We start from the raw sequence: 18,956 nt of genomic DNA, 5'->3' as shown, positions 1-18,956 counted from the left end.
GTCATCGCCAGTCAGTAGGGTGGGGGCATGGCCGATCCATCCAGCTACCGCCCCAAGCCGGGTCAGATTCCGGACAGCCCCGGCGTCTACAGGTTCCGGGACGAACACGGCCGGGTGATCTACGTCGGGAAGGCGAAGAGCCTGCGCTCCCGCCTCTCCTCGTACTTCCAGGATCTCGCGAACCTGCACCACCGCACCCGCACCATGGTCACCACCGCCGCCTCCGTGGAATGGACGGTGGTCGGCACCGAGGTCGAGGCGTTGCAGCTCGAGTACTCCTGGATCAAGGAGTACGACCCGCGCTTCAACGTCAAGTACCGCGACGACAAGAGCTATCCGTCGCTCGCCGTCACACTGAACGAGGAGTTTCCCCGCGTCCAGGTGATGCGTGGCCCCAAGCGCAAGGGCGTGCGCTACTTCGGTCCGTACGCCCATGCGTGGGCCATCCGCGAGACCGTCGATCTGCTGCTGCGCGTGTTCCCCGTCCGCACCTGCTCCTCGGGGGTGTTCAAGCGCTCGGCGCAGATCGGCCGGCCCTGCCTGCTCGGCTACATCGGCAAGTGCTCCGCGCCCTGCGTCGGCCGGGTCACCGCCGAGGAGCACCGCGAACTGGCCGACGACTTCTGCGACTTCATGGCCGGCCGGACGGGCACCTATCTGCGCCGCCTGGAGCAGCAGATGAAGGACGCCGCCACCGAGATGGAGTACGAGAAGGCCGCCCGCCTCCGTGACGACATCGAGGCGCTGCGCCGCGCCATGGAGAAGAACGCCGTCGTGCTGGCCGACGCCACCGACGCCGACCTGATCGCCGTCGCCGAGGACGAACTCGAGGCCGCCGTCCAGATCTTCCACGTACGCGGCGGCCGGGTGCGCGGCCAGCGCGGCTGGGTCACCGACAAGGTCGAGGACGTCGGCACCGCCGGCCTGGTCGAGCACGCCCTCCAGCAGCTCTACGGCGAGGAACAGGGCGACGCCGTGCCCCGCGAGGTGCTGGTCCCGGCCCTGCCGGAGCCGTACGAGCCGGTGCAGGAGTGGCTGTGCACCCGCCGGGGCTCGCAGGTCTCCCTGCGCATACCGCAGCGCGGCGACAAGAAGGACCTGATGGCCACCGTGCAGCGCAACGCCGCCCAGGCGCTCGCCCTGCACAAGACCAGGCGCGCCTCCGACCTGACCACCCGCTCCCGCGCCCTGGAGGAGATCGCCGGGGCCCTGGACCTGGACACGGCCCCGCTGCGCATCGAGTGCTTCGACATCTCCCACCTCCAGGGCGAGGACGTGGTCGCGTCGATGGTGGTCTTCGAGGACGGGCTGGCCCGCAAGAGCGAGTACCGGCGCTTCCAGATCAAGAGTTTCGCCGGCCAGGACGACGTCCGCGCCATGCACGAGGTGGTCTCCCGCCGCTTCCGCCGCTATCTGCTGGATGTGCAGAAGACGGGGGAGTGGGTGGACGGCGACCAGACCGACCAGCCCGACCAGACCGACCAGCCCGACCGGACACAGCGCGCGGCGCGGGTCAGCGGCCCAGTCGACGCCACCGCGCTGACCGACGAGGGCGGCCGCCCCCGCAGGTTCGCCTACCCGCCGCAGCTGGTCGTCGTCGACGGCGGCAAGCCGCAGGTCGCGGCGGCCCGGCGGGCCCTGGAGGAGCTGGGCATCGAGGATGTCGCGGTCTGCGGACTGGCCAAGCGGCTGGAGGAGGTCTGGGTGCCCGGTGACGACGACCCGGTCATCCTGCCCCGCACCAGCGAAGGCCTCTACCTGCTGCAACGGGTACGGGACGAGGCGCACCGCTTCGCCATCTCCTACCAGCGCGCCAAACGCTCGAAGTCGATGAAGGCCGGTGCGCTGGACTCCGTACCAGGCCTGGGCGAGACCCGCAGACAGGCGCTGCTCAAACACTTCGGCTCGCTCAAGCGGCTGCGTACGGCGACCGTCGAGCAGCTCTGCGAGGTCCCGGGAGTCGGCCGGCGTACGGCGGAGACGGTGCTCGCGGCCCTGGCCGGGGCGGCGCCCGCCGGTCCTGCGGTGAACACCGCCACAGGAGAGATCATTGAGGAAGAGCGAGGGAAGGGAACATGAACGTCAGCGACGGAGGCGGAGCACAGGTGACCACCGGTGCGGTGGGCGAGGCGGCGGAGGCCATCCCCGAGCTCGTGATCATTTCTGGTATGTCCGGCGCGGGCCGCAGCCACGCGGCCAAGTGCCTGGAGGACCTCGGCTGGTTCGTCGTGGACAACCTGCCACCCGCCCTCATCCCCACCATGGTCGACCTGGGCGCGCGTTCCCAGGGCAACGTGGCCCGTATCGCGGTCGTCGTGGACGTACGCGGCCGGCGCTTCTTCGACAACCTCCGCGAGTCGCTGGCCGACCTGGAGGCCAAGGGCGTCAGGCGCCGGGTCCTGTTCCTGGAGGCCTCCGACGACACCCTGGTGCGGCGCTTCGAGTCGGTCCGCCGCCCGCACCCCCTGCAGGGCGACGGCCGGATCGTCGACGGCATCGCCAAGGAACGCGAGCTGCTGAGCGAGCTGCGCGGCGACGCCGACCTGGTCATCGACACCTCCTCGCTCAACGTCCACGAGCTGCGCGCCAAGATGGACGCCCAGTTCGCCGGCGAGGAGGAGCCCGAGCTGCGGGCCACCGTGATGTCCTTCGGCTTCAAGTACGGCCTGCCCGTCGACGCCGACCTGGTGGTGGACTGCCGCTTCCTGCCCAACCCGCACTGGGTCCCCGAGCTGTGCCCCTTCACCGGGCTCAACGACGAGGTCTCCACCTACGTCTTCAACCAGCCCGGCGCCAAGGAGTTCCTCGACGGCTACGCCGAGCTGCTGCACATCATCAACGCCGGCTACCGCCGCGAGGGCAAGCGCTACGTCACCATCGCCGTCGGCTGCACCGGCGGCAAGCACCGCAGCGTGGCCATGTCGGAGCGGCTGGCCGCCCGGCTGTCGTCGGAGGGCGTGGAGACCGTCGTCGTCCACCGCGACATGGGGCGCGAGTGATCAAGACCGCCCGTTTCCTGCGCCGGTCGGCCCGTCGTTCGGGCTCCGGCGCAACCCCCAAGGTGGTGGCGCTCGGCGGCGGTCAGGGACTGTCCGCCTCGCTGTCCGCGCTGCGCCGGATCACGCAGGACCTGACCGCCGTCGTCACCGTCGCCGACGACGGCGGTTCCAGCGGCCGGCTCCGCCAGGAGCTGGGTGTACTGCCGCCCGGTGACCTCCGCAAGGCGCTGGCCGCGCTGTGCGGGGACGACGAATGGGGCCAGACCTGGTCGCGGGTGATCCAGCACCGGTTCACCAGCGAGGGTGATCTGCACGGCCATGCGGTGGGCAATCTGCTGATCGTCGCGCTGTGGGAACAGCTCGGTGATCCGGTGGCCGCCCTGGAATGGGTCGGGCGGCTTCTCGGTGCCCAGGGCCGGGTGCTGCCGATGTCCGCCGTGCCGCTGGAGCTGACCGCCTCGGTGCGCGGGCACGACCCGGCCGCACCGGACCGGATCACCACGGTCCGGGGTCAGGCCAATGTCGCCCTCACCCCCGGTGACGTGCAGGAAGTCCAGCTCGTCCCGTCGGATCCGCCGGCCGTGCCGGAGGCCGTGCAGGCGGTGCTGGACGCCGACTGGGTGGTGCTCGGCCCGGGGTCGTGGTTCTCCTCGGTGATGCCGCATCTGCTGGTGCCGGAACTGGTGTGCGCGCTGATGGAGACCCGGGCCCGCAAGGTGCTCGCGCTGAACCTCGCGCCGCAGCCCGGCGAGACCGACGGGTTTTCTCCGCAGCGTCACTTGGAGGTTTTGGCCCGACACGCCCCTAAACTCACCATCGACGTGGTGCTGGCCGACGAGGCCGCCGTGCCCGACCGCGACAGCCTCGCCGAGGCCGCCGAGCGGTTGTCCGGCACGGTTGAGCTGGCCGCCGTCGCCGCCCCCGACGGGCCGCGACACGACCCGGAGCTGCTGGCCGCCGCGTACGACCGGATTTTTCGTATGCATGGAAGGATCGGCCCATGGCGATGACGGCAGCGGTGAAGGACGAGATTTCCCGGCTTCCCGTCACCCGGACCTGCTGCCGCAAGGCGGAGGTCTCGGCGATCCTGCGTTTCGCGGGCGGGCTGCACCTGGTGTCCGGCCGCATCGTGATCGAGGCGGAGCTGGACACCGGGATCGCGGCGCGGCGGCTCCGCAAGGACATCCTGGAGATCTTCGGCCACTCCTCGGATCTGGTGGTGATGGCGCCGGGCGGTCTGCGGCGCGGCAGCCGTTACGTCGTGCGGGTGGTCGCCGGCGGCGATCAGCTGGCCCGGCAGACCGGGCTCGTCGACGGCCGGGGGCGCCCCATCCGGGGCCTGCCGCCGCAGGTCGTCTCCGGCGCCACCTGTGACGCCGAGGCGGCCTGGCGTGGCGCCTTCCTCGCCCACGGTTCGCTCACGGAGCCGGGCCGGTCCTCCTCGCTGGAGGTCACCTGCCCCGGTCCCGAGGCGGCCCTGGCGCTCGTCGGCGCCGCCCGCCGGCTCCAGATCTCGGCCAAGGCCAGGGAGGTGCGCAACGTCGACCGGGTCGTGGTCCGCGACGGCGACGCCATCGGTGCCCTCCTGACCCGGCTCGGCGCCCACGAGTCCGTACTCGCCTGGGAGGAGCGCCGGATGCGGCGCGAGGTCCGGGCCACGGCCAACCGCCTCGCCAACTTCGACGACGCGAACCTGCGGCGCTCGGCCCGGGCCGCGGTCGCCGCCGGGGCGCGGGTGCAGCGCGCCCTGGAGATCCTGGGCGACGAGGTGCCCGAGCATCTGGCCGCCGCGGGCCGGCTGCGCATGGACCACAAGCAGGCCTCGCTGGAGGAGCTGGGTTCCCTCGCCGAGCCCCCGCTGACCAAGGACGCCGTCGCGGGCCGTATCCGGCGGCTCCTGGCGATGGCCGACAAGCGCGCCCAGGACCTGGGCATCCCGGGCACCGAGTCCAATCTCACCGAGGACATGGCCGACAACCTGGTCGGCTGAGCAGCCGCCGCTCCGGCCGCCGGTGCGCCCTCGCGGGCACCGGCGGCTTTCTGCCGTCCGGCCATTCTGCCCGGAAAGGATTGACATGACCATGCTGTGACCAGAAGCCTGGCGTCTGCACCGCCGTGACAGACCACTGCAAGGGGGGCTCATGGGACACAGGGCACGATCGATACTCATCGCGGGCGCACTGCTGCTGGGAGGGATCATGGCGGCGCCCGCCACCCCGGCCGGGGCCGCGCCGCAGGCCGACCCGGCCGCGGACGCCGTGAAGGTCTTCGACGCCGACATCACCCGCGCCCAGATACCGCTGCTCCTCGCGGCCGGGCAGGACGGCCAGGAACTCGCCGAGCAGGCCCCCGCCACGGGCACCGCCCACGTCGAGGTCTACCTCACCGACGCCCAGGCCCGCGGCCTGGAGGCCGACGGGGTGGAACTCACCGAGCACACCGTCTCCGCGAAGGCCGAGGCCCGCCTCCAGGCCGCCGGTGACGGCGTGTTCCGTCCCTACAGCGGCGCCGGCGGCCTCCGCGAGGAGATCGTCAAGACCGGGCAGGCGCACCCGCACCTCACCAAGGTCGTCTCCATCGGCAAGACCCTGCTCGGCCAGGACATCCTCGCCGTCAAGCTCACCAAGGGCGCCCGAAGGACCGCGGACGGCGCCAAGCCCTCGGTGCTGTACGTGTCCAACCAGCACGCCCGTGAGTGGATCACGCCCGAGATGACCCGCCGGCTGCTCCACTACTACCTGGACAACTACGGCAAGGACCCGCGCGTCACGAAGATCGTGGACACCACCGAGCTGTGGTTCGTGATCTCCGCCAACCCCGACGGCTACGACTGGACCCACAACCCCGACGGCGACCGGCTCTGGCGCAAGAACCTCCGCGACAACAACGGCGACGGCCTGTACACCAGCGGCGACGGCGTCGACCTCAACCGCAACTTCGCCTACAAGTGGGGCTACGACAACGAGGGTTCGTCCCCCAGCCCGGCCAGTGAGACCTACCGCGGCACGGGCCCGTCCTCCGAGCCCGAGACCCGGGCCCTGGACCGCCTGGAGAAGCGCATCGGCTTCGAGTACGGCATCAACTACCACTCCGCCGCCGAACTGCTCCTGTACGGGGTCGGCTGGCAGGTCGCCACACCCACCCCGGACGACGTGCTCTACCGGTCGCTCGCCGGCACCCCGGGCAACTCCGCGATCCCCGGCTACTACCCGCAGGTCTCCTCCGAGCTCTACACCACCAACGGCGAGGCCGACGGCCACGCCGCCAACGTCAACGGCACGTTGATGTTCACCCCGGAGATGAGCACCTGCCAGACGGCCTCGGCCATCGACCCCACCGACGCGTGGAAGCCCGAGGAGTGCCAGTCCGGCTTCAACTTCCCCGACGACGAGAAGCTGATCCAGGGCGAGTTCGCCAAGAACGTGCCCTTCGCGCTCGCCGTCGCCGAGACCGCGTCCCACCCCGACCGGCCCGTCTCCGTGACCGGCACCCGGGCCCCCGACTTCACCCCGGACGCCTTCACCACCTCCTACGCGCGCGGCGCCGGCCAGGAGGTCGCCGTCACCGTCCGCAAGTCCGTCACCGGCAAGAAACTCGCCTACCGGATCAACGGCGGCCGCGTCCACACCGCCCGCCTCGGCGCCTGGAAGGGCGGCGAGACCTACGGCGGCCACGACAACCTCCGCTTCGACGAGTACCGCGCCGAGGTGCGCGGCGCCCGCACCGGCGACACCGTGAAGGTCTGGTTCACCGGCAGCACCAGAAGCGGCGCGCGCACTTCGAGCGACCCCTTCACCTACACCGTGGCCGCCCGCGCGAAGGCCGCCGTTCTGGTGGTCGCCGAGGAGGGCGCCGGGGCCGGCCACGCCCAGAGTTACGTCGACGCGCTGAAGGCCAACGGCCGTCGCGCCGTGGTCTGGGACGTGGCGACCCAGGGCGCCCCGCACGCGCTCGGCGTGCTCAGCCACTTCACCACCGTCGTCCACTACACCGGCGCCAAGGCACCGGGCGGTGACACCCAGCTCGCGATCCGCGCCTTCCTCAACGAGGGCGGCAAACTGGTCGAGGCCGGGGAACGGGCCGGTGGCTCCGCAGTCGTGGGCCGCGCCTCCACCGACGACTTCAGCCAGTACTACCTCGGCGCCTACGGCCGGGCGTCGTCGGCCGGCGCCACCGGCTTCACCGGCAGCGGGGCCCTGGCCGGGGTCACCGCCGCGCTCGGTGACGCCTCGGACAACCCGCTGGACACCCCCGGGTCGTACACCGTCACCTCCGACTCCCTGCCCGCCGCCGGCTTCCCGCAGTTCGCGAGCGCCAAGGCCGGCTCGTACACCGGGGTGACCAACCCGTACGCCCCGTACGCGGGCCGGTGGATGGCCGCCGCCACCCACACCGACGACTCCTGGAAGCGGCTGAGCCGCACCCTCGACCTCACCGGCGTCGACGCGGCCGACCACCCGCAGTTGCGGCTCGCGCTCAACTGGGACACCGAGCCCGGCTACGACCACGCGGTGCTCGAAGCGCACACCGCGGGCGCCGACGACTGGACGACGCTGCCCGAGGCCGGCGGCGCCACCGGCACCGACGTGCCCAGCGAATGCGAGGCGGGCTTCCTGATCAACGAGCACCCCTTCCTGACGCACTACCTGACGCCGGGGACGGACGGCTGCACCGCCACCGGCACCAGCGGGGCCTGGAACAGCTTCACCGGATCCTCCGGCGGCTGGCAGCAGGTCGCCTTCGACCTGAGTGCCTACGCGGGCACCACGGTCGAGGTGTCGCTGAGTTCGATCACCGACCCCGGCAGCGGCGGACGCGGCGTCTTCGTGGACGACACGCGGCTCGCGGTGGGCGGCACCGACCAGCAGGCCGAGGGCTTCGAGACCTCCCTCGGGGCCTGGACGGTGCCGGGTCCGCCGGCCGGCAGCCCGGCCCCGCTGAGCGACTGGGTCCGTTCCGGCGAACTCTTCACGTCCTACCCGGCGGTCACCACACGTGACACCGTCCTGCTCGGATTCGGGCTGGAACACGTACAGGGCGCCGCGGACCGGGCCGCGTTGATCGGCCGGGCACTGGCGTCGCTGCGCGCCTGAGCGGAGTTGCGGCGGCCCCGGCACCCCGTCGGCACCCGCCGGCGCGGCGGCCCGTACCCCTACCGGGCGGTACGGGTCGCCGCGCCGTTTTCACCGGCCTGCCTGATGTCACCACCGGGTCGCGGGCGAGGTAGGGTCGTCCTTGGTCGGGGACATCCCATAAGTCGCAGCCGGACCATAAAAGGTATTCGGCGAATCAGCGAGGAGATCGGTTCGTGACGATCCGCGTAGGCATCAACGGCTTTGGTCGCATCGGTCGCAACTTCTTCCGTGCCGCCCTGGAGCAGGGTGCGGACATCGAGATCGTGGCTGTCAACGACCTGGGTGACACGGCGACCACCGCGCACCTGCTCAAGTACGACACCATCCTGGGCCGCCTCAAGGCCGAGGTGAGCCACACCGCCGACACCATCACCGTGGACGGCCACACCATCAAGGTGCTCTCCGAGCGCAACCCCGCCGACATCCCGTGGGGCGAGCTGGGCGTCGACATCGTGATCGAGTCGACCGGCATCTTCACCACCGGCGAGGCCGCCGGCAAGCACATCGCGGGCGGTGCCAAGAAGGTCATCATCTCGGCTCCCGCCAAGGGCGAGGACATCACGATCGTGATGGGCGTCAACAACGACAAGTACGACGCCGCGAACCACCACATCATCTCCAACGCCTCCTGCACCACCAACTGTGTGGCGCCGATGGCGAAGGTGCTGCTGGAGAACTTCGGCATCGTCAAGGGCCTGATGACCACGGTCCACGCGTACACCAACGACCAGCGCATCCTGGACTTCCCGCACAGCGACCTGCGCCGTGCCCGTGCCGCCGCCGAGAACATCATCCCGACGACCACCGGTGCCGCCAAGGCCACCGCCCTGGTCATCCCGGAGCTCGCCGGCAAGCTCGACGGCATCGCGATGCGCGTCCCGGTCCCGACCGGCTCGGTCACCGACCTGGTCGTCGAGCTGGAGCGCGAGGTCACCAAGGACGAGGTCAACGCCGCGTTCCAGAAGGCCGCCGAGGGTCAGCTCAAGGGTCTGCTGGACTACACCGAGGACCCGATCGTCTCCTCGGACATCGTCAACTGGCCGGCGTCCTGCACCTTCGACTCGTCCCTGACCATGGTCCAGGGCAAGAGCGTCAAGGTCATCGGCTGGTACGACAACGAGTGGGGTTACTCCAACCGCCTCGTCGACCTGACCACCTTCATCGGCGGCCAGCTCTAAGCAACACGCAGCACGATGCGATGAGGACAGGGTCCGTACGACGCGAGAGTCGTCCGGGCCCTGTCCCATGACCTAGGAGCCATGGATGAAGACGATCGAAGACCTCGTCTCCGAAGGGATCGCCGGCAAGCGGGTGTTCGTCCGCGCCGACCTCAACGTCCCTCTTTCCGGTGACACCATCACCGACGACGGCCGCATCCGCGCCGCCGTGCCGACCATCACCGCGCTGGCCGACGCCGGCGCCCGGGTGATCGTCGCCTCGCACCTGGGCCGCCCCAAGGGCGCGCCCGACGCGCAGTTCTCGCTCGCCCCGGTCGCCAAGCGACTCGGTGAACTCCTGTCCAAGAACGTGGCGTTCGCCACCGACACCGTCGGCGAGAGCGCGCAGACCGCGGTGGCCGCGCTGGTCGACGGCGAGGTCGTCCTGCTGGAGAACCTGCGCTTCAACGCCGGCGAGACCGCCAAGGACGACGCCGCGCGCGGCGCCTTCGCCGACTCCCTCGCGGGCCTGGCGGACGTGTACGTAGGCGACGGCTTCGGCGCCGTGCACCGCCGGCACGCCTCCGTCTACGACCTCCCGGCCCGGCTCCCGCACGCCGCGGGCGGGCTGATCGCCACCGAGGTCGGCGTCCTGAAGAAGCTCACCGAGGACGTGTCGCGCCCGTACGTGGTGGTGCTCGGCGGCTCGAAGGTCTCCGACAAGCTCGGCGTGATCGACCACCTGCTGGGCAAGGCCGACCGGATCCTGATCGGCGGCGGCATGATGTTCACCTTCCTCAAGGCCCAGGGCCACGAGGTCGGCGGCAGCCTGCTGCAGGAGGACCAGCTCCCGGCCGTCACCGAGTACCTGGAGCGGGCGAAGAAGCTGGGCGTGGAGTTCGTGCTCCCCGTCGACGTGGTCGCCACCGACGCCTTCCCCGACCTGAAGAACCCGGTCGGGACGCACCCGGTCACGGTCTCCGCCGACGCGTTCCCCGGCGAGCTGATGGGCCTGGACATCGGTCCGGAGTCCCGCAAGCTGTTCGCCGCCAAGCTCGCCGACGCCGCCACCGTCTTCTGGAACGGCCCGATGGGAGTCTTCGAGCACCCCGACTACGCCGAAGGCACCCGCGCGGTCGCCCAGGCGCTGATCGACATCTCCCTGCCTTCGGCGGGGGGACCCCCAGCCTTCACCGTGGTGGGCGGCGGCGACTCCGCCGCGGCCGTGCGCATCCTCGGCTTCGACGAGAAGGCCTTCGGCCACATCTCGACCGGTGGCGGCGCCAGTCTCGAATACCTGGAGGGCAAGACCCTCCCCGGCCTCGCCGCACTGGAGGACTGAAGCATGACCCGTACGCCGCTCATGGCGGGCAACTGGAAGATGAACCTCAACCACCTCGAGGCCATCGCCCACACCCAGAAGCTCGCCTTCGCCCTCACCGACAAGGACTACGACGCCGTCGAGGTCGCCGTCCTGCCGCCCTACACCGACCTGCGGTCGGTGCAGACGCTGGTCGACGGCGACAAGCTCAAGATCAAGTACGGCGCACAGGACCTGTCCGCCCACGACTCCGGCGCGTACACCGGCGAGATCTCCGGCTCCATGCTCGCCAAGCTCAAGTGCAGCTATGTCGCCATCGGCCACTCCGAGCGCCGCCAGTACCACGGCGAGGACGAGCCGCTGATCAACGCCAAGGTCAAGGCCGCGTACAAGCACGGCCTCACCCCGATCCTGTGCGTCGGCGAGGGCCTGGACGTCCGCAAGGCGGGCAACCAGGTCGCGCACACCCTCGCGCAGCTCGACGGCGCCCTGAAGGACATCCCGGCCGAGCAGGCCGAGTCGATCGTCGTCGCCTACGAGCCCGTGTGGGCCATCGGCACCGGCGAGGTCGCCACGCCCGAGGACGCCCAGGAGGTCTGCGGGGCGATCCGTGTCCGGCTGGCCGAGCTCTACAGCCAGGAGCTTGCCGACGCGGTCCGCATCCAGTACGGCGGCTCGGTCAAGGCCGGCAACGTCGCGGCGATCATGGCGCAGCCCGATGTCGACGGCGCCCTCGTCGGCGGGGCGGCGCTGGACGCGGAGGAATTCGTCAAGATCGTCCGCTTCCGCGACCAGTAGGGGCGGACGGCGCTCCTTTCGCGACACGCCCCAGTACCCTCACCCCCTGTGGGACAAGTAGGCTGTCGGGGCCGGACCACTGTCCGGCCCCGCGGCCTCATGCCGTCGTCCGTCTGTCACCGAGAGAGTTGGTCCAGCTGTGGTACTCGGGTTCTCCATCGCCCTCATCGTCTTCAGCCTGCTGCTTCTGCTGCTGGTCCTGATGCACAAGGGGAAGGGCGGCGGCCTGTCCGACATGTTCGGCGGCGGCATGCAGTCCTCGGTCGGCGGTTCCTCGGTGGCCGAGCGTAACCTCGACCGGATCACCGTGGCGCTCGGTCTGCTCTGGTTCACCTGCATCGTCGTCCTCGGTCTGCTGCTGAAGTTCAAGAACCACTGACCGGTGTTCCCGAGGCCCGTGACGCCTCCGACTCCTGTGCGTTGAGGGAGAACTGACGCCTCGTCGCCGACGCGGCTTATCATGGAACCGCGTCCTCGGGGGCCGGGTCGACGCCCAGCCGCTGGACGGGGCGTAAGGTCTCCGTAAACTGGGCGACCTCGCAGCACCATCACGCAGGGAGTTACGACCGTGGCAAGTGGCAACGCGATCCGTGGCAGTCGGGTCGGAGCGGGGCCGATGGGAGAGGCAGAGCGCGGCGAGTCCGCGCCGCGCCTTCGCATCTCCTTCTGGTGTTCGAACGGGCACGAGACCCAGCCGAGTTTCGCCAGTGACGCGCAGATCCCGGAAACCTGGGACTGCCCGCGCTGCGGCTTCCCGGCCGGGCAGGACGAGGAGAACCCGCCGGCACCGCCGCGCACCGAGCCGTACAAGACCCATCTGGCCTATGTGCGCGAGCGGCGCAGCGCGGCCGACGGCGAGGCGATCCTCGCCGAGGCGCTGGCCAAGCTGCGCGGCGAGATCTGACCGCGCCAGGCGGGCGGACACCCCCGGGAGAGCCTCCCGGGGGCATTCCTGTGTGTGCCGTCGCGTCCGCGCCGCCCTGCGCGGGGCGTGACCGCGTCGTATGCTCGCAGTTGTGGCTGGTGATCACCGGCCGCTGGTGATCGGCATCGACGCCGGCGGCACCCGTACGCGGGCATACCTCGCGGATGACGACGGCGCCGTGCTCGGCGAGGGCGCCGGCGGGCCCGGCAATGCGATCAGCGTGCCCCGGGCGGAGCTCACCCGGCACCTGGTGGCGGCGATCCGGGCGGCCGCCCCGGAAGCGGAGCAGCGGGCCGCCGTACGGGCCGTCGTGGGCGGCTTCGCGGGCGGCGCCTCCGACGCGGGACCCGACGCCGGATACGAGCTGGCCATCTCCTGCCTGGACGAGGCCCTCACCGCCAACGGCATCGCCGCCCGCTCCATCGAGGTCCTGGGCGACATGGAGATCGCCTTCGCCGCCGCCGAGGGCACCCCTTCCGACGGCCTGGTCCTCGTCGCCGGCACCGGCGCCGTCGCCGCCCGTATCGAGGACCGCCGCCGGCTCCACCTGGCCGACGGCAACGGCTGGCTCCTCGGAGACGGCGGCAGCGGCTTCTGGATCGGCCGCGAGGTACTGCGCTGCGCCCTGCGGGCCCTGGACGGACGCGGGCCCTGGACCTCCCTCGTCGAGGCGGTCCTGGCGCACTACACCGGCACCCCGGGCGGCCCGTACCTCGCCCAGGAACGGCCCGGCCGGCACGAGTGCGAGCTGCTGCGGCACCGCCTGCTCCCCTTCGCCTACGCCGAGCCCCCGGTGCGGCTCGCCCGGCTCAGCCCGCTCGCGGTGAGCGCCGAGACCGACGGCGACGAGGTGGCCACAGCCCTGCTGGACGACGCCGCCGACGAACTCGCCGCCACCGTCGCCGCCCTCGAACCGCTCGACGGGGAGCCGCTGGTGGCCGCCGGCGGCCTGCTCGGCCCGCACGGCCCGCTGCTCGGCCGGGTGGTGGCCCGCGCCGAGGAACTGGACCTGCGGGTACTGCCCGTACACCACGGCGGCGCCGGTGCGGTGGCTTTGGCCCGGCTGCGACTCGTCGGCGCGTAATCAACTAGTTTGGTCCCGCAGCGAGGACGAGGAGAAAGTGGACTGATGTCCGACACCAACGCGCAGAACCCGAGCCGGATCCGACTCGACCAGCGGCCGGAGTGGCACGCGCTCGCCAAGCACCGGGAAGAACTCGGGGAGACGCACCTGCGGGAGCTCTTCGCGGCAGACCCGGGACGCGCCGAGCGCTACACCCTCCAGGTCGGCGACCTCCACCTGGACTACTCCAAGCACCTGGTGACCGACGAGACCCTGAGCCTGCTGCGCGAACTCGCCGCCGCGGCCGGGGTCGAGGAGCTGCGCGACGCGATGTTCCGCGGCGAACGGATCAATGTCACCGAGGACCGCGCCGTGCTGCACACGGCCCTGCGCGCGCCGCGTTCGGCCGTCATCGCCGTCGACGGCCATGATGTCGTACCCGCCGTGCATCATGTGCTCACCAAGATGGGGGTCTTCGCCGACAAGATCCGCTCCGGCGAGTGGCGCGGCCACACCGGCAAGCGCATCAAGAACATCGTCAACATCGGCATCGGCGGCTCCGACCTGGGCCCCGCGATGGCCTACGAGGTGCTGCGCCCGTACGCCGCCCGCGAGCTGACGTTCCGTTTCGTCTCCAACGTCGACGGCGCGGACCTGCACGAGGCCGTACGCGACCTGGACCCGGCCGAGACGCTGTTCATCATCGCCTCCAAGACCTTCACCACCATCGAGACCATCACCAACGCCACCTCGGCGCGCGGCTGGCTGCTCGACGGCCTGGGCGCCGGCGACGAGGCGGTGGCCAAGCACTTCGTGGCCCTGTCCACCAACGCCGAGAAGGTCACCGGGTTCGGCATCGACGTGGACAACATGTTCGAGTTCTGGGACTGGGTCGGCGGCCGCTACTCCTACGACTCCGCCATCGGGCTCTCCCTGATGGTCGCCATCGGCAACGACTCCTTCCGCGAGATGCTGGCCGGCTTCCACCTCGTCGACGAGCACTTCCGCACCGCCCCGGCCGCGGAGAACGTCCCGCTGCTGCTCGGGCTGCTGGGCATCTGGTACGGCAACTTCCGCGACGCCCAGTCGCACGCCGTGCTGCCGTACAGCCACTACCTCGCCAAGTTCACGGCCTACCTGCAGCAGCTCGACATGGAGTCCAACGGCAAGTACGTGGACCGCCAGGGCAAGGCGGTGACGTGGCAGACCGGCCCGGTCGTGTGGGGCACCCCCGGCACCAACGGCCAGCACGCCTACTACCAGCTGCTGCACCAGGGCACCAAGCTCATCCCGGCGGACTTCATCGGCTTCGCCGAGCCGGTCCGCGAGCTCGGCCCGCTGCGCGACCACCACGACCTGCTGATGGCCAACTTCTTCGCCCAGACGCAGGCCCTGGCCTTCGGCAGGAGCAGCGAGGAGGTGCGGGCCGAGGGCGTCGCCGAGGAGCAGATCCCGCACCGTACGTTCCCCGGCAACCACCCGACGACCACGATCCTCGCGACGGAGCTCTCGCCGTCCGTGCTCGGCCAGCTGGTGGCCCTCTACGAGCACAAGGTCTTCGTCCAGGGCGCAGTCTGGGACATCGACTCCTTCGACCAGTGGGGTGTCGAGCTCGGCAAGGTCCTCGCCAAGCGGGTCGAACCCGCGCTGACCGAGGGCGCGGAGGTGGCCGGCCTGGACGCCTCCACGAAGGCACTGGTCGCCAAGTACCGGTCGCTGCGCGGTCGTTGACCGTCGCGGAACAGCGGTCAGGGGCCCGGCGGTGACGCCGGGCCCCGTCGTCATCAGGACGTCGCGGAGAGCAGACAGAGGGTGACGGTCGCAACCCCGATGCCGCGAACGGCGATCAGGGTCATCCCCAGGCGCCGCGGGAACCGGCGCCCGCTCCCGCACAGCCGCCACGTGGCCGCCACGGAGACGGTCAGCGTGCCGAGAACCAGCAGGCCCGTGGGCACCACGTAGAGCTGGTTCCGCACGCCCCAGAGCAGATACCCCCACCACAGGAGTGACGCGGTGGTCAACAGCGCCTTGACCGAGACGGCGATCCGGCCTTCGGAGTGCGACAGAAGCTCTGTGGTGGGCTGCCGCATGCGGAGCTCTCCCGGGATCGGTCGGGGTGCGAGGACGGTGACGCCGCCCGCCCGCCGCCGTGGAGAACGGCGGCGGGCGGGACAGTGCGGGCGGGACAGTGCGGGCGGGACAGTGCGGGCGGGTGCGGCCGTCAGGCCGTACGCGGCGGTCGCAGCTCCGGGGGGAGCTTGGCCGAGGCGGGCCCGTCGATGAGCCAGAGCGTACGGCTGCGGCCGTACGCGCCCGCCGCGGGGGCCTGGAGCTCGCCGGGGCCGGAGAGGGCGATGGCGACGGCACCGGCCTTGTCCTCGCCGGCGGCCAGCAGCCAGACCTCGCGGGCGGCACGGATCGCCGGGAGGGTCAGCGAGATCCGGGTGGGCGGCGGCTTGGGGGCGCCGTGGACGCCGACGACGGTGCGTTCGGTCTCACGGACGCCGGGGTGGCCGGGGAAGAGCGAGGCGATGTGCGTGTCCGGGCCGACGCCCAGCATGAGGACGTCGAAGGCCGGCACATGGCCCCGGTCCTCGGCGGCGGCGGCCCGCGCCAGCTCCTGCGCGTAGGCGGCGGCCGCCGCGTCCGCGTCTCCGCCGTACGGGCCGTCGGAGGCGGGCATGGCGTGCACCCGGGCCGCGGTGACCGGAACGGAGTCCAGCAGGGCCTCACGGGCCTGGGTGACATTGCGCTCGGGGTCACCGTCGGGGAGGAAGCGCTCGTCGCCCCACCACAGGTCGAGCCGCGCCCAGTCGACGGCGTCCCGGGCCGGGGACTCCGCGAGGGCGGCCAGCAGCGCGTTGCCGTTGCGGCCGCCGGTGAGGACCACCGACGCGGAGCCGCGGGCGGCCTGGGCGTCCACGACCTTGGTGATCAGCCGGGCCGCCGCGGCCCTGGCCATCAGCTCCTTGTCGCGGTGGATGACGACCTGCGGCACGCTCACGTCGATACCGCCTTCTCCTGCGGCTCCTTCGGCTTCTGCGGCTCCCTCGGCTCCTTCGCTTCCTTCGGCGGGCCGGGCTTCGGGGCGGCGCCGACCACGGCCGGCTCCGGATGCGACAGCCGCTTGACGCCGAACTTCACCGCCGCCGCGTACGCCTCGTCCGGGTCCAGCCGGCGCAGCTCCTCCGTGATCAGCTCGGCCGTGCCGCGCCGCTGGAGCGCGACGTGCCGGTCCGGCTGGCCAGGCATCGCCAGCTCGGCGACCGAGCCGTTGGGGCGGTCCAGGCTGATCTCGCCGTCCGTCGTGCGCAGCCGTACGGCGGTGATGCCGGGGCCGTCCGAGACCCGCCGCTCCACCGGCACGCCGAGGCGCTCGGCGAGCCACAGCCCCAGCAGTTCCGTACTGGGGTTGTACGCCTCGCCCTCGACGACGGCGCCGGTCAGGGCGGCGTGCTTCTGGTCCAGGGCGGCCGCCAGCACGCTGCGCCAGGGGGTGATGCGGGTCCAGGCGAGGTCGGTGTCGCCGGGGGTGTAGGTGTCGGCGCGCAGGGTCAGCGAGGCCACCGGGTCCTCGGCCGCCGCCGCGTCGGTGATGCGGCGGGCGGCGAGCCGGCCCAGCAGGTCCTCGGCGGGGTTGAGCGGGGCCGTCTCCGGCCACCACACCACGACGGGAGCGTCCGGCAGCAGCAGCGGCAGCACCACGCTCTGGGCGTGGTTGGCGAGTTCGCCGTGCATGCGCAGCAGGACGGTCTCGCCGGTGCCGGTCTCGCCGCCCACCCGTACCTCGGCGTCCAGGCGGGCCGTGCGGCGGTCGCGCGGCGACCGGCCGGGGCGCTTGATGACGACCAGGATCCGCGAGGGGTGTTCCTTGGAAGCGTCGTTCGCGGACTTCAGGGCGTCGTAGTGGTTGCCCTCGTCGGTGACGATGACCAGGGTCAGCACCATGCCGACCGCCGGACTCCCCGAAGCCCGGCGGGCCTTGATCAGCGCCGAGTTGATCTTGCTCGATGTGGTCTCGGTCAGGTCGATGTTCATGGCCGGCGCCAGCTCCTGCCGTCTCGTGCGAGCATCTCGTCCGCCGCCTTCGGGCCCCAGGTCCCGGCCGTGTACTGCTCCGGCCGCCCGTGGGTGTCCCAGTGCTCCTCGATCGGGTCGAGGATCTTCCAGGACTCCTCCACCTCCTGGTGACGGGGGAAGAGGTTCGAGTCCCCGAGGAGTACGTCCAGGATCAGCCGCTCGTAGGCCTCCGGGCTGGACTCGGTGAAGGACTCGCCGTACGCGAAGTCCATGGTCACGTCCCGGATCTCCATCGAGGTGCCCGGCACCTTGGAGCCGAACCGGATGGTGATGCCCTCGTCCGGCTGGACCCGGATGACCAGGGCGTTCTGCCCGAGCTCCTGGGTGTCGGTGGTGTCGAAGGGGGAGTGCGGGGCGCGCTGGAAGACCACCGCGATCTCGGTGACCCGGCGGCCGAGCCGCTTGCCGGTCCGCAGGTAGAACGGCACCCCGGCCCAACGGCGGTTGTCGATCTCCAGCTTGACGGCGGCGTAGGTGTCGGTCTTGGACTGGGGGTTGATGCCGTCCTCCTCCAGATACCCGAGCACCTCCTCGCCGCCCTGCCAGCCGTGCGCGTACTGGCCGCGCACCGTGTGCAGGCCCAGGTCGTCCGGGAGCTTGACCGCCCGCAGCACCTTGAGCTTCTCCGTGACCAGCGAGTCGGCGTCGAAGGAGGCGGGCTCCTCCATCGCGGTCAGCGCCAGCAGTTGGAGCAGGTGGTTCTGGATGACGTCACGGGCCGAGCCGATGCCGTCGTAGTAGCCCGCGCGACCGCCGATGCCGATGTCCTCGGCCATGGTGATCTGGACATGGTCGACGTACGACCGGTTCCACAGCGGCTCGAACATCGTGTTGGCGAACCGCAGCGCCATGATGTTCTGGACCGTCTCCTTGCCCAGGTAGTGGTCGATCCGGAAGACGTTGCGGGACCGGAAGACATGGTGGATGACCTGGTTGAGGTCCTCCGCGCTCTCCAGGTCGTGGCCGAAGGGCTTTTCGATGACGGCCCGTCGCCAGGCGTCGCCGGGGCCCTCGTTGAGGTCGTGCTTCTTCAGCTGCTCGACGACCTTGGGGAAGAACTTGGGCGGCACGGAGAGGTAGAAGGCGAAGTTGCCGCCGGTGCCCCGTGCCTTGTCGAGCTCGTTGATGGTGGCCTTGAGCTTCTCGAAGGCCTGGTCGTCGTCGAAGTCACCGGGGACGAAGCGCATGCCCTCGGAGAGCTGCTGCCAGACCTCCTCGCGGAAGGGGGTCCGGGAGTGTTCCTTGACGGAGTCGTGCACGACCTGTGCGAAGTCCTCGTCCGCCCAGTCCCGGCGGGCGTAGCCGACGAGCGAGAAACCCGGCGGCAGCAGGCCGCGGTTGGCCAGGTCGTAGACGGCCGGCATCAGCTTCTTGCGGGAGAGGTCACCCGTGACGCCGAAGATGACCAGGCCCGACGGCCCCGCGATACGCGGGAGCCGTCGGTCCTGGGCGTCACGCAGCGGATTTTCGCTGCTCAA

16 protein-coding genes are annotated in these 18,956 nt (G+C 71.2%); 12 read left to right on the top strand and 4 right to left on the bottom strand.

All coding sequences use genetic code 11. The annotated features are described in order from the left end of the window. The first annotated feature begins 27 nt into the window (after positions 1–27). The 12 genes from uvrC (at position 28) to pgi (ending at position 15,129) form a co-directional block, all read left to right on the top strand. Positions 28–2,079, top strand: a complete 2,052-nt coding sequence (uvrC, locus tag RWE79_RS10260; RefSeq protein ID WP_475939718.1) for an excinuclease ABC subunit UvrC — start codon at positions 28–30, stop codon at positions 2,077–2,079. Beyond that, a complete protein-coding gene (gene rapZ, locus RWE79_RS10255) occupies positions 2,076–2,999 on the top strand; it encodes an RNase adapter RapZ (protein ID WP_475939717.1) in 924 nt (307 codons plus the stop codon). The genes uvrC and rapZ overlap by 4 nt, the downstream gene beginning before the upstream one ends. Then, positions 2,996–4,009, top strand: a complete 1,014-nt coding sequence (locus RWE79_RS10250; protein ID WP_475939716.1) for a gluconeogenesis factor YvcK family protein — start codon at positions 2,996–2,998, stop codon at positions 4,007–4,009. Before rapZ ends, RWE79_RS10250 begins: the two co-directional genes overlap by 4 nt. Continuing rightward, positions 4,000–4,989, top strand: a complete 990-nt coding sequence (gene whiA / locus RWE79_RS10245; protein WP_475939715.1) for a DNA-binding protein WhiA — start codon at positions 4,000–4,002, stop codon at positions 4,987–4,989. The genes RWE79_RS10250 and whiA overlap by 10 nt, the downstream gene beginning before the upstream one ends. 151 nt (positions 4,990–5,140) lie before the next feature. Further along, positions 5,141–8,092, top strand: coding sequence for a M14 family metallopeptidase (locus tag RWE79_RS10240; RefSeq protein ID WP_475939714.1), 2,952 nt, complete (start codon positions 5,141–5,143; stop codon positions 8,090–8,092). Between the two features lie 215 nt (positions 8,093–8,307). Further along, complete coding sequence (gap, locus tag RWE79_RS10235; RefSeq protein ID WP_475939713.1) at positions 8,308–9,312, top strand: type I glyceraldehyde-3-phosphate dehydrogenase; 1,005 nt, start codon at positions 8,308–8,310, stop codon at positions 9,310–9,312. 85 nt (positions 9,313–9,397) lie between these two features. Continuing rightward, the gene (locus tag RWE79_RS10230) at positions 9,398–10,633 is read left to right on the top strand and encodes a phosphoglycerate kinase (protein WP_475939712.1); all 1,236 of its coding nucleotides are present in this window, start codon (positions 9,398–9,400) and stop codon (positions 10,631–10,633) included. A gap of 3 nt (positions 10,634–10,636) precedes the next feature. Further along, the gene (tpiA, locus tag RWE79_RS10225; protein WP_475939711.1) at positions 10,637–11,410 is read left to right on the top strand and encodes a triose-phosphate isomerase; all 774 of its coding nucleotides are present in this window, start codon (positions 10,637–10,639) and stop codon (positions 11,408–11,410) included. A 139-nt stretch (positions 11,411–11,549) separates the two neighbouring features. Beyond that, entirely contained in the window at positions 11,550–11,789 is a 240-nt protein-coding gene (gene secG / locus RWE79_RS10220) for a preprotein translocase subunit SecG (RefSeq protein WP_475939710.1), read from the top strand. Positions 11,790–11,978: 189 nt separating this feature from the next. Next, positions 11,979–12,314, top strand: a complete 336-nt coding sequence (locus RWE79_RS10215; RefSeq protein WP_073497103.1) for an RNA polymerase-binding protein RbpA — start codon at positions 11,979–11,981, stop codon at positions 12,312–12,314. A 112-nt stretch (positions 12,315–12,426) separates the two neighbouring features. Continuing rightward, complete coding sequence (locus tag RWE79_RS10210) at positions 12,427–13,419, top strand: N-acetylglucosamine kinase (protein WP_475939709.1); 993 nt, start codon at positions 12,427–12,429, stop codon at positions 13,417–13,419. 45 nt (positions 13,420–13,464) lie between these two features. After that, complete coding sequence (pgi, locus tag RWE79_RS10205; protein ID WP_475939708.1) at positions 13,465–15,129, top strand: glucose-6-phosphate isomerase; 1,665 nt, start codon at positions 13,465–13,467, stop codon at positions 15,127–15,129. A gap of 53 nt (positions 15,130–15,182) precedes the next feature. On the opposite strand, the gene RWE79_RS10200 is transcribed toward pgi, so the two are convergent. The 4 genes from RWE79_RS10200 to zwf form a co-directional block, all read right to left on the bottom strand. After that, positions 15,183–15,488 carry a hypothetical protein gene (locus RWE79_RS10200; protein WP_475939707.1) on the bottom strand — a complete coding sequence of 102 codons (306 nt, stop codon included), beginning with the start codon at positions 15,486–15,488 and terminating at the stop codon, positions 15,183–15,185. A 131-nt stretch (positions 15,489–15,619) separates the two neighbouring features. Then, a complete protein-coding gene (gene pgl, locus RWE79_RS10195; protein ID WP_475939706.1) occupies positions 15,620–16,402 on the bottom strand; it encodes a 6-phosphogluconolactonase in 783 nt (260 codons plus the stop codon). Beyond that, complete coding sequence (opcA, locus tag RWE79_RS10190; protein ID WP_475939705.1) at positions 16,399–17,436, bottom strand: glucose-6-phosphate dehydrogenase assembly protein OpcA; 1,038 nt, start codon at positions 17,434–17,436, stop codon at positions 16,399–16,401. The genes pgl and opcA overlap by 4 nt, the downstream gene beginning before the upstream one ends. Further along, the gene (gene zwf / locus RWE79_RS10185; protein ID WP_475939704.1) at positions 17,433–18,956 is read right to left on the bottom strand and encodes a glucose-6-phosphate dehydrogenase; all 1,524 of its coding nucleotides are present in this window, start codon (positions 18,954–18,956) and stop codon (positions 17,433–17,435) included. The genes opcA and zwf overlap by 4 nt, the downstream gene beginning before the upstream one ends.

The organism is Streptomyces sp. RLA131 (assembly GCF_056270125.1).
This window is presented reverse-complemented; position numbering and strand designations above follow the sequence as displayed.

What these genes read in the sequence shown, in the direction of transcription:
- tpiA (WP_475939711.1), top strand. Translation starts at nt 10,637, where the DNA reads ATGACCCGTACGCCGCTCATGGCGGGCAACTGGAAGATGAACCTCAAC.
- rapZ (WP_475939717.1), top strand. Translation starts at nt 2,076, where the DNA reads ATGAACGTCAGCGACGGAGGCGGAGCACAGGTGACCACCGGTGCGGTG.
- RWE79_RS10240 (WP_475939714.1), top strand. Translation starts at nt 5,141, where the DNA reads ATGGGACACAGGGCACGATCGATACTCATCGCGGGCGCACTGCTGCTG.
- opcA (WP_475939705.1), bottom strand. Translation starts at nt 17,436, where the DNA reads ATGAACATCGACCTGACCGAGACCACATCGAGCAAGATCAACTCGGCG.
- whiA (WP_475939715.1), top strand. Translation starts at nt 4,000, where the DNA reads ATGGCGATGACGGCAGCGGTGAAGGACGAGATTTCCCGGCTTCCCGTC.
- uvrC (WP_475939718.1), top strand. Translation starts at nt 28, where the DNA reads ATGGCCGATCCATCCAGCTACCGCCCCAAGCCGGGTCAGATTCCGGAC.
- pgi (WP_475939708.1), top strand. Translation starts at nt 13,465, where the DNA reads ATGTCCGACACCAACGCGCAGAACCCGAGCCGGATCCGACTCGACCAG.
- RWE79_RS10230 (WP_475939712.1), top strand. Translation starts at nt 9,398, where the DNA reads ATGAAGACGATCGAAGACCTCGTCTCCGAAGGGATCGCCGGCAAGCGG.
- RWE79_RS10200 (WP_475939707.1), bottom strand. Translation starts at nt 15,488, where the DNA reads ATGCGGCAGCCCACCACAGAGCTTCTGTCGCACTCCGAAGGCCGGATC.